General features: G+C 21.7%; 23 protein-coding genes. 18 read left to right on the forward strand and 5 right to left on the reverse strand.

Annotated features, from left to right (window positions below):
- Window positions 1-27: 27 nt before the first annotated feature.
- From AACL24_RS13715 to AACL24_RS13725, 3 genes are all read right to left on the reverse strand, one after another.
- On the reverse strand, window positions 28-435 hold the full coding sequence (locus AACL24_RS13715) for a transposase family protein (protein ID WP_339047414.1): 408 nt from the start codon (window positions 433-435) through the stop codon (window positions 28-30).
- 148 nt (window positions 436-583) lie between these two features.
- Window positions 584-1,822, reverse strand: a complete 1,239-nt coding sequence (locus tag AACL24_RS13720; protein ID WP_339049413.1) for an IS256 family transposase — start codon at window positions 1,820-1,822, stop codon at window positions 584-586.
- Window positions 1,823-1,869: 47 nt separating this feature from the next.
- On the reverse strand, window positions 1,870-2,262 hold the full coding sequence (locus tag AACL24_RS13725; RefSeq protein ID WP_339047416.1) for a transposase family protein: 393 nt from the start codon (window positions 2,260-2,262) through the stop codon (window positions 1,870-1,872).
- 222 nt (window positions 2,263-2,484) lie between these two features.
- Between AACL24_RS13725 and AACL24_RS13730 the strand changes: the two genes are divergently transcribed.
- The 5 genes from AACL24_RS13730 (at window position 2,485) to AACL24_RS13750 (ending at window position 5,625) form a co-directional block, all read left to right on the forward strand.
- The gene (locus tag AACL24_RS13730) at window positions 2,485-2,838 is read left to right on the forward strand and encodes a hypothetical protein (protein ID WP_339047418.1); all 354 of its coding nucleotides are present in this window, start codon (window positions 2,485-2,487) and stop codon (window positions 2,836-2,838) included.
- Between the two features lie 104 nt (window positions 2,839-2,942).
- Complete coding sequence (locus AACL24_RS13735; RefSeq protein WP_339046843.1) at window positions 2,943-3,458, forward strand: hypothetical protein; 516 nt, start codon at window positions 2,943-2,945, stop codon at window positions 3,456-3,458.
- 28 nt (window positions 3,459-3,486) lie between these two features.
- Window positions 3,487-4,821 carry a hypothetical protein gene (locus tag AACL24_RS13740; RefSeq protein WP_339047420.1) on the forward strand — a complete coding sequence of 445 codons (1,335 nt, stop codon included), beginning with the start codon at window positions 3,487-3,489 and terminating at the stop codon, window positions 4,819-4,821.
- A 2-nt stretch (window positions 4,822-4,823) separates the two neighbouring features.
- Window positions 4,824-5,108: a hypothetical protein gene (locus tag AACL24_RS13745; RefSeq protein ID WP_339046845.1), complete on the forward strand. Its 285-nt coding sequence runs from the start codon at window positions 4,824-4,826 to the stop codon at window positions 5,106-5,108.
- A complete protein-coding gene (locus AACL24_RS13750; protein WP_339047422.1) occupies window positions 5,077-5,625 on the forward strand; it encodes a hypothetical protein in 549 nt (182 codons plus the stop codon). Before AACL24_RS13745 ends, AACL24_RS13750 begins: the two co-directional genes overlap by 32 nt.
- 326 nt (window positions 5,626-5,951) lie before the next feature.
- Here the strand turns inward: AACL24_RS13750 and AACL24_RS13755 are convergent, their stop codons facing one another.
- Together AACL24_RS13755 and AACL24_RS13760 are read right to left on the reverse strand one after the other, a co-directional pair.
- A complete protein-coding gene (locus AACL24_RS13755; RefSeq protein ID WP_339047424.1) occupies window positions 5,952-6,233 on the reverse strand; it encodes a transposase family protein in 282 nt (93 codons plus the stop codon).
- A 23-nt stretch (window positions 6,234-6,256) separates the two neighbouring features.
- Window positions 6,257-6,679, reverse strand: a complete 423-nt coding sequence (locus AACL24_RS13760; RefSeq protein ID WP_339045912.1) for a transposase family protein — start codon at window positions 6,677-6,679, stop codon at window positions 6,257-6,259.
- Window positions 6,680-6,892: 213 nt separating this feature from the next.
- Here AACL24_RS13760 and AACL24_RS13765 point away from each other — a divergent pair, with 213 nt between their 5' ends.
- The 13 genes from AACL24_RS13765 to AACL24_RS13825 all read left to right on the forward strand — a co-directional run bounded on the left by AACL24_RS13765 (window position 6,893) and on the right by AACL24_RS13825 (window position 15,133).
- A complete protein-coding gene (locus AACL24_RS13765) occupies window positions 6,893-7,087 on the forward strand; it encodes a hypothetical protein (protein WP_339047426.1) in 195 nt (64 codons plus the stop codon).
- The gene (locus AACL24_RS13770) at window positions 7,087-7,998 is read left to right on the forward strand and encodes a hypothetical protein (RefSeq protein WP_339046847.1); all 912 of its coding nucleotides are present in this window, start codon (window positions 7,087-7,089) and stop codon (window positions 7,996-7,998) included. The genes AACL24_RS13765 and AACL24_RS13770 overlap by 1 nt, the downstream gene beginning before the upstream one ends.
- Window positions 7,999-8,487 carry a hypothetical protein gene (locus AACL24_RS13775; protein WP_339047428.1) on the forward strand — a complete coding sequence of 163 codons (489 nt, stop codon included), beginning with the start codon at window positions 7,999-8,001 and terminating at the stop codon, window positions 8,485-8,487.
- Window positions 8,488-8,570: 83 nt separating this feature from the next.
- Window positions 8,571-8,993: a transposase family protein gene (locus AACL24_RS13780; protein ID WP_339047430.1), complete on the forward strand. Its 423-nt coding sequence runs from the start codon at window positions 8,571-8,573 to the stop codon at window positions 8,991-8,993.
- Window positions 8,994-9,016: 23 nt separating this feature from the next.
- Window positions 9,017-9,424 carry a transposase family protein gene (locus AACL24_RS13785; RefSeq protein ID WP_339045908.1) on the forward strand — a complete coding sequence of 136 codons (408 nt, stop codon included), beginning with the start codon at window positions 9,017-9,019 and terminating at the stop codon, window positions 9,422-9,424.
- A gap of 293 nt (window positions 9,425-9,717) precedes the next feature.
- Window positions 9,718-10,059, forward strand: coding sequence for a hypothetical protein (locus AACL24_RS13790; RefSeq protein ID WP_174480417.1), 342 nt, complete (start codon window positions 9,718-9,720; stop codon window positions 10,057-10,059).
- A gap of 43 nt (window positions 10,060-10,102) precedes the next feature.
- Window positions 10,103-11,878 (forward strand): hypothetical protein, encoded by a 1,776-nt coding sequence (locus AACL24_RS13795; protein WP_339047432.1) that lies wholly within the window; start codon window positions 10,103-10,105, stop codon window positions 11,876-11,878.
- A 1,021-nt stretch (window positions 11,879-12,899) separates the two neighbouring features.
- Window positions 12,900-13,130, forward strand: coding sequence for a hypothetical protein (locus tag AACL24_RS13800; protein ID WP_339047434.1), 231 nt, complete (start codon window positions 12,900-12,902; stop codon window positions 13,128-13,130).
- A 2-nt stretch (window positions 13,131-13,132) separates the two neighbouring features.
- Entirely contained in the window at window positions 13,133-13,570 is a 438-nt protein-coding gene (locus AACL24_RS13805; protein WP_339047436.1) for a hypothetical protein, read from the forward strand.
- On the forward strand, window positions 13,560-13,853 hold the full coding sequence (locus AACL24_RS13810; protein ID WP_339047438.1) for a hypothetical protein: 294 nt from the start codon (window positions 13,560-13,562) through the stop codon (window positions 13,851-13,853). Before AACL24_RS13805 ends, AACL24_RS13810 begins: the two co-directional genes overlap by 11 nt.
- A gap of 442 nt (window positions 13,854-14,295) precedes the next feature.
- A complete protein-coding gene (locus AACL24_RS13815) occupies window positions 14,296-14,430 on the forward strand; it encodes a hypothetical protein (protein ID WP_339047440.1) in 135 nt (44 codons plus the stop codon).
- Window positions 14,430-14,666 (forward strand): hypothetical protein, encoded by a 237-nt coding sequence (locus tag AACL24_RS13820; RefSeq protein ID WP_281748585.1) that lies wholly within the window; start codon window positions 14,430-14,432, stop codon window positions 14,664-14,666. Before AACL24_RS13815 ends, AACL24_RS13820 begins: the two co-directional genes overlap by 1 nt.
- Before the next feature lie 11 nt (window positions 14,667-14,677).
- On the forward strand, window positions 14,678-15,133 hold the full coding sequence (locus AACL24_RS13825; RefSeq protein WP_339047442.1) for a hypothetical protein: 456 nt from the start codon (window positions 14,678-14,680) through the stop codon (window positions 15,131-15,133).
- The last annotated feature ends 6 nt before the right edge of the window (window positions 15,134-15,139 follow it).

The raw sequence follows: 15,139 nt of genomic DNA on the forward strand, positions 1-15,139 counted from the left end.
TTGTTAATAATATTTTTAATATTTTTTTTATTTTAATGGTTTTATTTTATTAAAAATTTCACAAAGTAAGTTAAATCTTAAGTACATAAGTCTAAATTTAGATTTTCTACATTTATTTACTAAAATTTTGAATCTTTTCAATCAAGCAAAGACATGTTCAACTTTAATTCTAATTTTAGATACAATCTTATTGTATTTTCTTTCTTGTTTAGTTAATTTTTTATTTTTAGTTCTTTTAATTGGTATTATTGTATTTTTATAAATATTTTGTATACCTTCATATCCTAAATCACCAATAATTATTGTTTTTTCTGAAAATTCAAGATTTGAATTTTTTAATATTTGAAAATCATGCACTTTACCATTATCAGCAAAAATATCAACAATTTTTTTATTAAAAAAATCATATACAATTTGAAATTTTATAGAATACATTCAACTTTTACCAGAAAAATATTCTAACTGTAGTTTTTTTTAGTTGGTCTTTCAATTTCAATCTCAGTTGAATCAATTAAATAAAATTGAAATTCATTTGAATTTTCGAGGCTTTTATGTAATCTGTGTATCTTTGTTTTACAAAGTACTAGTTTAGATTAATTCTATCTTTAAATTTTATCATAAAATGAGCAATTGCTGTATTTCAATTTTGAATGGGCATTGTTCATTTTTTTGTTATATTTTCAATTGCTAAATAAAATATTTTAAAAACTGCCATATCATTAGGAAAAACTTTTTTATTTCTGATAACTTTTCGTAATTGACTATTTACAGATTCAATAGCATTTGTTGTATAAATCACTCTTTTGATTTCTGTAGGATAACTAATAAAAACCATTAAATTATCTCAATTTTTATATCAAGATTTAGCAATTTGAGGATATTGTTTATTTCACTTATTTTCAAAGGATTTTAAAGCCTGCATTGCTTGTTCTTCACTACATGCAGTATAAATTGGTTTTAAATCTGCAACTAGAGATTTTCTATGCTTATATGAGACATATTTCAAACTATTTCTAATTTGATGAACTATGCATAATTGATGTTCTGTTTTAAGATAAACTGATTGTATTGCTTCTGACATGCCTGTTAAATTATCACTGCAGGCAATAAGAATATCATTTAAGCCACGATTTTTCATTTCTGTTAAATTTGCTAATCAAAATTTAGCACCTTCATTTTCACTAATTCATAAACCTAAAACATCTTTTTTACCTTCTAAATCAACTCCTAAAGCTATATAAACTGATTTATTAATAATCCTTTTATCTTGTCGTACTTTCACTACTATGCAATCAAAATAAACAATCGGATAGACACTTTCTAATGGTCGATTTTGCCATGCTTTTACATCATCAATAACATCATCAGTAATTTGACTAATAACACTTTCACTAATATCAGCACCATGATATAACTCTTGTAATTGCATTCTAATATCTGATAATGTCATACCTTTTGCATATAAAGAAAGAACTTGTTGATCAAAACCATCAAATCTTCTTTGTCTTTTTGCAACTATTATAGGATTAAAATTACTATTGCGATCTCGTGGTACATCAATCTCAATTTTACCTTGTTGAGTTATTATTTTTTTTGAACTTATACCATTACGAGCATTGTCACTATTACTATGTTGATTCTTTTCATATCCCAAATAATTTTGCATCTCAGAATTCAACATTTTTTCTACTAATCTTTTTGTTAATTCTTTATACAATCCTCCCTCTTTAAAAACTGTTGTTAAATCTTCAGTATTTTCTAATAATAAATCTACTGCTTTTGATATTGGATCATTATTATTAATATTTTGCTTTTTAGCCATCTGTAACTCACTCTTTCTAGTCATTTAATTATATTTACTAGAATTAATTAAACATAGTTTTTTTGTAAGTTACACAGATTACTAAACATTACCGAATTTTCTTGTTTTTTATCAATTTTTAATTTATATCTTTCTTTTAAAAATTGGTAATCTTTGTGGTTACTAAGTTTATTTTCTACTCAAGTAATATTTCGAAAACAACTTGATGGGCTCATTTTAGATTTAATACTCATTTGAAAAAAAGTATAATATTCTTTTCAGTATAATAAAGTCATCATTAATCTTTCTTCTACTGAAAGTTTATTTTTTCGACCTTTATTTTTTTCTAATTTTTCTATTTCAATTAATTTTTCTAACATTTCATTAAAATGAAAACGTTTTATACCAAAATATCTATAAAATTCTTCATTTTTTAATTTTTTTAAATTTTCAAAAATCATTTTTATCAACACTTTTCTAAATTTATTGTTAATAACAAAATTATAAAATAAATTTTAAAATTATTAATTGACTTTTAAAAAATTTAATTACGGAATATGTCTATAATATTAATTCCCTTCTTAATTTATGACTTGATTATATGCTTATTAAAATTAAATTGTTGTAATTTAATAATTTTGAAAATGATATAATTAGTATATAAATATTGAATAGGTGATAATATGCCAGCAAAAAGAAAAGAATTAGGAAATTATAAATTAAAAATACGTAAATATTTTTCTAAAGAAAACCAGCCATATACTAAGCAAGGTTTAAATTTAGCGCTAGGAATTGATAGAAAAAACATATTTCATTGGCGACACAGAAGCCCAAAATGAGCAAAAAACTTTATCATTGAATACGATAAAGCATGTCAAAAAATAGAAGTTGAACTATTAAAAGGAGCATTAGCAACTCCACAATTAAAATTTGATTATTGAAGATTAGCATTTCCACAAGAAGTAGAAGAAAATAACGAAAAAAGTAATATAATTATTAATATTTCTGAACCTAGAAAAATAGAAAATAATGATTAGAAACCTATAATAAATATAGGTTTTTTTTCTTTATTTTAAAGGGAAAAAATGATATAATTACTATTAAGGAAACAGTAGCCATTCTGTGAGTTTAGGAGTTAAATATGGAAAACTTTAACTGAGATAAAAATAAAAATTATACTAATGAAGAATTAGAAAATTTATTAGAACAACACCGAAATTTTGTTTATAAAAATACTAAAACTGAATTAGAACCAAAAATAAATGAATATGAAACAAAATTAAAAGAATATGAAAATAAAGTTAATGAATATCAAGAAAAAGAATTATTTAATGGTTTTAATGATAAACAATTAAAAATAGTTAAATCATTAATTAATACTGAATATAAAGAACTTGATAAACATTCTGCTTTAAATAAAATAAAAGAAGATTATGCAGAAATATTTAATAATAATTTACATAATAAAGAAATTAAAAAACAAGAAATTATTAAAAATGAAGAATCTAAACAAGAGTTTTTTAATCCAAAAACACTTTTTGAATTAGATAATAATATTACATCTAAAAATGAAGAATTATTAAAAAATACAGAAGTTGTTGGTGCAAAAACTAAACAAGAAATGATTAAATTTTTAGAATTTTTATTTAGTAAATAATTAAATATTTCTCAAAAGGAGAGATATTATGGCTATTCCACAAGTTCCAACTGGTTTAATTACTGGTGGTAATAATGGAAATAAAGCAATGTTAACTGCTATGGAAGCACAAGTAAAAGGTATACTTTATAATGATGAAAGTATGATGTTTTTAAAAGCAAGTGCAGTTGCAGAACAAATAAGTGAAATACCTGGAGCAGTAGAAGCATATTATCGTATTGCTGAACGTTTACGTTGAGGTTCAAAATATGATGTTGAAGTTGGAACAAATAAACAATGAACAACATTAAGAACAACTAGTGTTATTTTAGACCAAATATTAGTTATTGATTGAAGAACTGAAGATTTTGATATGAATAGATTTATGTCAAGTCCAATTCCATTAAAAGCAAATATGTTATCAATATGAGCAGAAAGTGCATTAAGAAATTATTTATTTATTCAAGAATGTATTTTTTTACAAGGTATTAAAGATTATTGTATTGCTAAATCACAAGTAATTCCTATTAATATGTTAGAAATGACAGAAGATACAGCAAAATCAGCATTTTATCAAATTGGTGATAAAATGAATGAATTATTAGGAAATATAACTGAAACTGAAATTGGTACAAATGTAAGTGATTTTATTGGTGCATTAGGATTTACTCCAATGTTACAATTAACAAAAGCATATTTAAGATTAAATTATGGTCAAATTGCTGCTGATACTGTAGCAAGTGGTCAATTATATAAACAATCAGTATTTGGTATGTATTTATATAAACATATGTTTTTAAATAAAGATATGGTTAAAGATACTAAAACTGGTTTACATTTAGAAAAAACATTTGATTTAAAAAAAGTATTAGGAGTTTTTGTACATAAAAATGCATTTGCACAACCTAATAGTTTTCAAAAAATAGTAAATTTAATTGATAATAATACATTAAATCAAAAAACATTAGGTAAAGCACTTTATGGTATAACAACAGCAATTCGTGGTTGATTATCATTTATTATTATGGAAAAAATGCCAACTGTTGATGAAATTAAAGAAGCACAAAAACGTTGTTGAACTAATTGAATTAAATTAACTCCAGAAAAAAGAGAAAAAGCACCAGTAACATTTAAAATTGCTGATTTTGATGATTTTAGAATTAGTTTAAATGATTTAATTTATTTTAAAAATTTAGGAAAAATTAAAATGGCTGGTGATACACCAACTAATGATGAATTAGAAACTGCAATAATAAATGCTGGTAATAATGGTTATGAAAAAGGTAAAGCAACATTTAGTAATATTACATCAATAAGTGCTACTATGACTGGTAATGATAAAGATTATATTGAAGAAATAGAATTAAAATTTTCTAAAAAATAATTATGGAATATATTTATAAATATTTTAATGAAAAAGCACATATTACTATTTATTCACCAAAACCAGAAGATTTAACTACTAGTAATGATATTAGAGCAATTTTATTAGATGAATATCCTAAATTAAGAAATGATTATTTTATTGTTAGTGATGTACATGATAGTTATGCTATATGTGTAGGAGATAATATACATTGTGAAGGTAAAGTAATAATTAAAATAGAAAAACAAACTAATGTAAAAGGAGTTAATGAAAATGCCAAATGACACCATTGTACAATCAAATAATTATACTTTATTAAAAATAATTCGTTCTTCAATTAGTCCATTATCAGCAATGATTGGTACAAGCGCTTATTATGGTCAACTTATAGGAAATCCAGTATTAGGTTCAATTAATAGTTTATTATTTGGTAAAAAATTAGGTTTAGATATATGAAGTTTAAATCAAATGCCAAGTACAAAAACTAAATTAATTAATAGTTCTAAAAAAATAGCATTAGGATTAGGAACAATTGGTTTAGTTAATTATGCTAAATTTACTAATATAAATATTAATCCTAATCCAACTCCTAATCCATTTCCAAGTACAACACCAGTTAATCCTTTTCCAGATGATTTATTATTTAGTAATAATAGCACTGATAATCATTTAATGGATTGAGATACATATATTAGTTTAAATGCTTATGGTATATCAAATCTTATTAGTGGATTAACTGAGTTAATACCTAATAAATTTGAAGCAATAAGAAAAATTTGTAATATGGCAACTGGTGGATGTTTGGACATATTCCGTAATTAAATTTAATTAATTGTCAATAAAATTGTTTTAAAACTATTTAGTGTTATTGAATATAGAAATAAATATTTTTTGAAAAAATAGTTTAAAAAATGAGTTTACATTTTAAACAAAAAATTGTTAATAATATTTTTATATTAACTCGATAAAAATTTAAATTTTAAAAAAATATTTTTAATATTTTTTTTATTTTAATGGTTTTATTTTATTAAAAATTTCACAAAGTAAAGTAATGTTTAGTAATCTGTGTAACTTACAAAAATAACTATGTTTAATTAATTCTAGTAAATATAATTAAACATAGTTATTTTTGTAAGTTACACAGATTACTAAACATTACCAATTCTAATTTTAGATACAATCTTATTGTATTTTCTTTCTTGTTTAGTTAATTTTTTATTTTTAGTTCTTTTAATTGGTATTATTGTATTTTTATAAATATTTTGTATACCTTGATATCCTAAATCACCAATAATTATTGTTTTTTCTGAAAATTCAAGATTTGAATTTTTTAATATTTGAAAATCATGCACTTTACCATTATCAGCAAAAATATCAACAATTTTTTTATTAAAAAAATCATATACAATTTGAAATTTTATAGAATACATTCAACTTTTACCAGAAAAATATTCTAACTGTAGTTTTTTTTAGTTGGTCTTTCAATTTCAATCTCAGTTGAATCAATTAAATAAAATTGAAATTCATTTGAATTTTCTTGTTTTTTATCAATTTTTAATTTATATCTTTCTTTTAAAAATTGGTAATCTTTGTGGTTACTAAGTTTATTTTCTACTCAAGTAATATTTCGAAAACAACTTGATGGGCTCATTTTAGATTTAATACTCATTTGAAAAAAAGTATAATATTCTTTTCAGTATAATAAAGTCATCATTAATCTTTCTTCTACTGAAAGTTTATTTTTTCGACCTTTATTTTTTTCTAATTTTTCTATTTCAATTAATTTTTCTAACATTTCATTAAAATGAAAACGTTTTATACCAAAATATCTATAAAATTCTTCATTTTTTAATTTTTTTAAATTTTCAAAAATCATTTTTATCAACACTTTTCTAAATTTATTGTTAATAACAAAATTATAAAATAAATTTTAAAATTATTAATTGACTTTTAAAAAATTTAATTACGGAATATGTCTTTTGATTAGTAGTGGTGTAGCAATGGGTATTAATAACGATTTTAATAATGCTTATGCAGTACCTACCATAATTTTGCTGGTGCTTCTGAAATTATTCATAATTTACTACCTATGGAAACTACAAATCATATTGAAGAAATGCAAGAAACACCATTTAATAATGAAACTGCAAGATTAATTAATGATAATAGATTTTCAATTAATAGTGAGACAACTAGTCAATATGGTAGTGATAATATGAGCGAAGTACAATTAAATCAGGATAATGCTTCATTAAATTGAGATTATAATCACATGAGTTTATAATGAATCCTTTAATTATTGAATGAATATATAATGCTTTAGTAAGTAATGATATTAAATTAGCATTAATAAATGCTTTAAAAACTTATTATAAAAATCAATCATTAAAAGCAGTATTTGATAGTGAAAATATTAGTGAAAAAGAAATACATCAACCATATAGTGTTTTTAATCCAAATATACTTAAAAAATTAACAAGTATATTAAAACCAAGTGAATTATCTATATTACAAAATGAAATTAATAAATTTAAAAATCCAATAAATAGTTTTAAAAATTCTATTATACCAACAGAAATTAGAACTGTTAAAAATTATGTAAATAAATTTGATAATTTATTTAAAGAAAATGAAGAAGAAATACCAAATAATGCATGAGAAGTATTATCAAGTTCATGATTTAAAAAAGGTAGATTTATTGTTGATAATAAAAATTTAAAAATTGGAACTTTAACAACATTATTTCAAAGTGATAATGATAAAAGACAAATATGATATGGTCCATATACTTATCCAACATTTCCACAAGAAATATGAATATTAATGACACAAGCAAAAGGTAAAAATGGTTCTGGTGCTGGAACAATATTTTGAAAATTTTGAAATAGAAAATGATTACCAAGTCAATTAAGAAAATATGTTAAAAGTGAATTAGCTAAAAAAGGTAAATATTATGGTTCACAAGATACTAGTGTAATTTATCCAAATAATATTAATGTTCAAAAAACTATGCATTTTATTAATAGATTAGAAAAAGGTTTTTTTAAATTAAAAGAATATAAAACTTTATCTAAAAATGAAATTGGAAGTACACAATGAAGATATGAAAGAAAACAATTATTAAAAAATTCTTTACATACAAGAAAATATATAAAAATTAAACAAAATTCTAATTTTTATAAAACATGAAAGTAGGTGGTAATTATTATTGAATTAGATAAACCAATTAAACCAATTGGTATATGAAATACTATTAATCCATTAAGTAAAGATAATAAAGAATATAAAAGATTAAATAAGATTTGATTTAATAAAAATAGTACTCATATAGATAAAATTAAAATTTTAATATCAAATATTTTAAAAATAACTAGTCATAGTCTTGGTATGTTTATAACATTATTTTTTACAATAACACCTTGATTAATACCTAAAATACCAATATCAATGGGAATAGGTAATTATACTCATCCAATAACTAATTTAATTATTGATAATCAAACTAATCAATATAATTTTACTTGACCTGACCATTTAATATTAACTTTATTTCCTATGTTTGGTCATATTGGATTAAATCTTATAACTAAATTAGGTAATTATGGAAAATTAATTAAATATTTATTAATAGCTATTCCAATAATAATTACAAGTCCTTATTTAATAGACATATTCCGTAATTAAATTTTTTAAAAGTCAATTAATAATTTTAAAATTTATTTTATAATTTTGTTATTAACAATAAATTTAGAAAAGTGTTGATAAAAATGATTTTTAAAAATTTAAAAAAATTAAAAAATGAAGAATTTTATAGATATTTTGGTATAAAACGTTTTCATTTTAATGAAATGTTAGAAAAATTAATTGAAATAGAAAAATTAGAAAAAAATAAAGGTCGAAAAAATAAACTTTCAGTAGAAGAAAGATTAATGATGACTTTATTATACTGAAAAGAATATTATACTTTTTTTCAAATGAGTATTAAATCTAAAATGAGCCCATCAAGTTGTTTTCGAAATATTACTTGAGTAGAAAATAAACTTAGTAACCACAAAGATTACCAATTTTTAAAAGAAAGATATAAATTAAAAATTGATAAAAAACAAGAAAATTCAAATGAATTTCAATTTTATTTAATTGATTCAACTGAGATTGAAATTGAAAGACCAACTAAAAAAAACTACAGTTAGAATATTTTTCTGGTAAAAGTTGAATGTATTCTATAAAATTTCAAATTGTATATGATTTTTTTAATAAAAAAATTGTTGATATTTTTGCTGATAATGGTAAAGTGCATGATTTTCAAATATTAAAAAATTCAAATCTTGAATTTTCAGAAAAAACAATAATTATTGGTGATTTAGGATATCAAGGTATACAAAATATTTATAAAAATACAATAATACCAATTAAAAGAACTAAAAATAAAAAATTAACTAAACAAGAAAGAAAATACAATAAGATTGTATCTAAAATTAGAATTAAAGTTGAACATGTCTTTGCTTGATTGAAAAGATTCAAAATTTTAGTAAATAAATGTAGAAAATCTAAATTTAGACTTATGTACTTAAGATTTAACTTACTTTGTGAAATTTTTAATAAAATAAAACCATTAAAATAAAAAAAATATTAAAAATATTTTTTTAAAATTTAAATTTTTATCGAGTTAATATAAAAATATTATTAACAATTTTTTGTTTAAAATGTAAACTCATTTTTTAAACTATTTTTTCAAAAAATATTTATTTCTATATTCAATAACACTAAATAGTTTTAAAACAATTTTATTGACAATTAATTAAATTTAATTACGGAATATGTCCAATATATCAATATAAAGAAATTAAAAAACATAAAAAAGAATGTCTTTTATGTAAACAACATTCAAATAAAATACAATTGGAGGAATAAAAAATGAATTTATCTACAACAGTAATATCAGCAGTATTAAGTGGAGCAGTTGCTAGTGGAGTAATTGTTACTATTGTTTTATTATTTTTATCAAAATTTATTAAAAAATCAAAACAATCTAATTTAGCAAAAGAATTAAAAAATAATAAAGAATTAGAATTTATTAAAGCAAATATTAAACAAATAAATTCTCAATTACAATTAGAAACTACATCAACTGCTAAATTACTTGATAGTTTTAATGTAGAACAAGAACAAATAGATAATTTTGTAATAGCACAAAAATCTAAAAAGAAAGAATTATCTGAAAAAGATAAGAAAAAAGTAACTAAATTTAAAATTTAAAGGGTTTAAATACCCTTTATTTTACATTAAGGAGTAAATTATTATGGCTATTAAAGACCCATTAATGTTTATTACAATTGAAGAATTTAAAAATTGAAAAGGATTTAATAAATCATTATTTGATGAAGTTACAACACCAGATAGTGAAATTAGATATGCAATAGAAATTGCAAGTAGTAATATTGATTTTTTAAGTGGTTTTACTATTTCAAAAAAATGACCAGAAATAAATCCAACAAAATTTACTGATAATATACAAACAGCAACTACTCATTATGTTAATTTTTTATTAGGTAAAGGTGTTGAATATGCACGTGGTCAAGCAAGTATTGGTCAAGGTGGTATTACTTATTCACAAAATAATCCAGAAGAACCTTATTATATTGTTCCACAAGTATTTAATTATTTAAAAGAAATAAATGAATATCCAACTATGCAAGGTTTTAATCTTAATGTTTCACCTAAACAAAATTGATTTAAAAAATTTATGGGTAATGGTGGTGAACAAAATCCATGAGAAATTTATTTACAAACTCTTAATTTAAAATCATCAGACCCTAGAACTGAAATTACTATTAGTCATCCAAAAAATATTATGGGTTCAGTACTTTATATTGATACTAGGGGTATTAAATCAATAGATAATTTAACAACACTTGAATTATTTACTAAATATTTTAGTAATGATACTATGAAATTAGTTGATGGTAAAGAAACTCAAGAAAAGAAAGTTATTAGTGCTATTGGTGGTAATTCATTATGAGAAGTTAATAAAGATAATCCTAATTTTATTAATTCAAAAGATGATAAAGGTATTTCTGCTAATGATAAAAGAATTATTGATGTTGGTACACCTACTTTTGAAACTGATTCTACAAATAAAGTATATGTTGATACTTTATTAGATAAAAAACAAAATAAATTAACTGCTGGTGAAAATATTAAGATTGATGAAAAAACTAATACTATTAGTGCTACTGGTGGAAGTGCAGATTTATCAGATTATTATAAAAAAGAAGAAGTAGATAAAAAATTAGAAGATACAAAATCACAATTTCCAATTGCTTTTTCTATGAATGCTATTGGTCAAGAAATTCCTACTTTAGAAACTAGTAATAAAACTATTGTTGGTGCTATTAATGAAACTAAAATTAATATTGATAAAAAACAAGATAAAGAAAATTGAAAAATAATAGGTAAAAGTCTTGATAATCGTACATGAGAAGATTTTGCTCTTAGTTTTAATAAATATTATAGAGCATTTATAACATGAGATAAACCACCTTTTAATCAAACAAGTGTAAAACTAAAAATAGAATTTAAATCTAGTTCTACTCATATAGGTGGAGATTATATGCTTGTTAAAGGTAAAATTGATAATGAAGATGCTTCATTAATTATTAAATTAGGAACTGTTAATAGAAAAAGTCAATTAATTATTATTGGAGGAAATAAACAATATGGGAATATATTTTCATTAGAAGAATTACAAGATACTATTAAAGTTGATATTAAATCAAAATTACAAATAAGGTCTGGTAGTTTAACTACAAATGAAATAGAAGAAAATATTTGAGATATTGAATTAAAAAATACACCAACTCCAAGTATTCCACAATGAAAAGAAGTAGGAACAAAAATAAATATAAATCATATTAAATATACTTTTAAATCAAATACTAAATATAAAATTTATTATAATTTTGAAAATCAATCAAGTAATAAGAAATTTGCTTTTATGTGTAAAGAATTTTTATATGGTGAGTTGAATACTGATGTTCAAACATTATATTGAGATAAAGTTAATGAGAGAATATAATGGGCGGTTGTCAAAGTTACGAAATAATTAATTATCATATTAGTAACTTATTTCCAAAAATGAATTATTTGAAAAATAATGAAAATTAGACAAAATTACTCTCTTTAACCCTTAAATTTAATATTCGACGTATTTTAAAAAAAATAAAAGATACATTTTGTAAGTTAAATTAAAATTATTATCAAGGAAAAAGACAAGAAATAATCTTGTCTTTTTTTGTAATTGTAAAATTTTAAAATTTTTATTATTAGCAACCTTTAAATATCTACTACACGCAGTGACCAAGTAGGAGAAAGTTAATAATTAATAACCCTCTTTAACGCTATTATCAACACGTGTTAGGGAATTAAAAAAGTGAACTACAACACAGTTGTTAAAAATAGTAGCTAGAACATGTGGACTTGCATGGATAAATAAAAAGTGGAGTGATACCTAATAAAATATACTAACCATTTAATGGTAATCCTTGGGGTGGGAGCGGATTGGAAACTAGTATATATAGACCTGCTTAGGGAACCTACTATATTAATTCTATTCTTTATTTAACCAACCTTGCCACTCCCCAGTGAGCAAGTGTTGGTTTTATTTTTTATTTTTTTTGAAAATTTTTTTGGGCGAGAAAATAAATTTCAAACTTGTAAAAAAAATTGAGCGGTGCCGGTTCAATTAAAATATTAATTTGTTTAACACAAATTAAATAAATATTGAATCGAATGCCTCAATGTTTTTTAAAATTTCACAATTTATTTTTGAGCCCAGAATTCCTGGAATGAATAAAACTAATAGTATTAATAATATAAAAATAAAAATATATATTCTTTATGCTACAAGCAACAGAATATATTAGAAAGAACTATTATGAAAAAGTATTTTTGTTGAACATGTAAACAACATAAATTAGATTATTTATTCTTTAATACTAATGATATAAAAACAAGACAAAACTTTTTAAGAGACAAAAATAATAAAGCAATTTGTTATGACTGTATTTTAAATGTTAGATTAAGTAGGAGATATAAATATGAATAAAAACCAAGAAATTAATTCATTAAAATTGGAAATAGAACTACTTAAACAAAATAGTGATAAATTATATAACGGTTTATGAAAAAGATTTGAGAACTTTATTGATAAAGCAAAATTAATTAAATATTTAGAAAATAAAATTGAAAATGATGGATATAGAAGTGCAAGTAATGATTCCATATATTATTCATTAATTAAAAAAATCAATAATGGTGAGTTTGATTAATAATGCAATATGACTTAATTATTGGTATTGACCCCGCTGGTATTGGCAATAATGGAATTATTATATATTCAAATGAAACTAATAATATTGTTTTTAATGAAACATTCAAAACTAAAACAGTTTTAAAAAGTAAAAATATATATAAAGAATATTTTAAATTAATTAAAAAACAATTTATTAATAAAAAAATATTAGTGATTGTTGAAAATTTCTTTTTAAGTTCAAAACAATTATTAACTAATCCATTAGCAACTCCTAAAATTATTGGCGCTTTAATGGTATTAGTAGAAGATGTTATGAACTGAGATTATTTAGAAAGTGAACCAAAAAATAAAACTAAAATAGAAAATTATAAAGGAAATATAAAATTTACAAAACATGAACAAGATGCATATAAGCATATTCAATATTATTTAAGGAATTATAAAAATGAAAGATAAAGCAAATTATGTCAAATTAACAGTAAAACTTAGTAACACTATTGAAGCAAAATATTACGAAAAAGGTAATAAGGAATTATATTATAGTGTTCGTGGTCAATGAAATGGATTAAATTATGTTACTTTAATTTTTAATAACCCAAAACTTTATAGACGCTGTATTTTATTAAACAAAAAAGATGAAATTATTGTAACTGGTCAAATCTTTAACACTTTAAACATTCCTAAAAATCGTGCATTTTGTTCAATAAATGTTAAATGATTTAAAAAATGAAATGAATAAAAATGAATAAATGTAAACAATGTAAGAAAAGAATATGGTTAAGTAAAAATTGATGTATGAAATGCTTAGAAATAATGATTAATAATTTAACTAAAAATAAGGAGAATTTGATTAATGAAGTGTAAATTAGATTGTAATAATGAACAATATATATTAGAAAAATACGAAAATGGAAGTCTAGAATCATTGTATTGTATAAATCATTATATGAAAAAAAATGGTAAATTTGACTAATGAATAAATTAAAGTTAAATTCTTTTGAGAAGTGAATAGAAGCAAACACTAAATTGTATTTTGATGAAAAAGAAGAAACATTTAAAAATAATGATAATAAAAATTAAAAAGAATAATAAATGTGGTTATGGTAGAGTTTTTGCTCATAAATGTAATAACTTATGTAAACAAAAACAAAATAAAAGAGTTAGGAAAGAGAGATTAAATTATGAATAAAGAAAAATTAATTATTTCTATGAAAGAAAGAATAGATTTATTGAATAATTCATTAAGAGAATATTCATCCAAACTTTATGAATTAGAAAACTGAATTATAAGACTTGAAAGAGGTGAATTTGACTAATGATAATATTACCTACTTTGTTTGAAAATAAAGATGAAATTGAAATATTATCACCATTTCCAAAAGCAATTCATACAAGTAATGATATTAGAGCAATTATTTTAAGACAATACCCAAATGTTAAATCCAAACACATAATTGTTTCTGACCCAGAAAGTAATGTTGCATTAATAGTTGGTGATAATGATGTTTATCAAGGTTGAATTAAAGTAACAGTTAAAAAATTAGAAAATTAAAGGAGAATAAAATGCCAAATATAGAAAATCAATCAAATTATACTTTAACCAAATTAATTAGAACTGGAATAAGTCCAATTTGTGCAATGATTGGTACAAGTGCTTATTATGGTCAAGTAATAGGTAATCCAGTATTAGGTTCAATTAATAGTTTATTATTTGGTAAAAAATTAGGTTTAGATATATGAAATTTAAATCAAATACCAAATACTAAAACTAAATTAATTAATAGTAGTAAAAAAATATTATTAGGTTTAGGAACAATTGGTTTATCAAATTATAGTAAATGAACAGAAAATAATATTATTCCTATTATTCCAACACCACCAACTCCAATAACTACTACAACTACAACTGAGGGTCCTCCATGATTATTATTAGATAAAAAAGATAATCAGTCATTAATGGATTGAGATACATATTTTTCTTTAAATGCTTATGGTATTTCAAATTTATTAGTGGCTTAACTGAGT

The sequence above is a fragment of the Spiroplasma endosymbiont of Colias croceus genome (assembly GCF_964020095.1).
Taxonomy (GTDB): domain Bacteria; phylum Bacillota_I; class Bacilli_A; order Mycoplasmatales; family VBWQ01; genus Spiroplasma_E.